A 544-nucleotide genomic window follows, 5' to 3' on the forward strand; every position below is an offset into this window, starting at 1 on the left:
TTGGCTGCCTACGACCTTCACTGACGGCGTGGAGCAGATTAAGAACGCCTGCGCCGCCATTGCACAGGCGGACGAAGAACGTGGCCCCGAGTTCTGCGGTGCTCGCATTCAGGGCATCTACCTGGAGGGCCCCTTCTTTACCATGAAGCACGTGGGCGCTCAGAACCCCGCTTATCTGATCGACCCCTCCGAGGAGGTCTTCGACCGGTGGCAGGAGGCCGCCGGCGGACGCATCGTCAAGAGCGCCATGGCGCCCGAGCGTGACGGCGCCGCCGCTTACGCCGCGGCTCTGAGCGCAAAGGGCGTTGTGACCTGCATTGGCCACTCCGATGCCACCTATGATGAGTGCGCCGCCGCTATCAATGCTGGCGCCAGCTGCTTCACGCACACCTACAACGGCCAGCGCGGTCTGCATCACCGTGAGCCCGGTGTCGTCGGGGCCGCCATGGCCACGCCCAACACCTACGCCGAGATCATCTGCGATGGCAAGCATGTGAGCCCCGCTGCTATTAAGGCGCTGCTGCAGGCCAAGGGCTGGCAGCAC

Annotated in this window: 1 pseudogene; it reads left to right on the forward strand. The window is 65.1% G+C overall.

Annotated features, from left to right (window positions below):
* Positions 1 to 544, forward strand: a pseudogene (locus SFLMC1_RS00855) (N-acetylglucosamine-6-phosphate deacetylase); the annotation flags it as partial.

The sequence above is a fragment of the Collinsella aerofaciens genome, assembly GCF_901212495.1.
Classification (GTDB): domain Bacteria; phylum Actinomycetota; class Coriobacteriia; order Coriobacteriales; family Coriobacteriaceae; genus Collinsella; species Collinsella aerofaciens_H.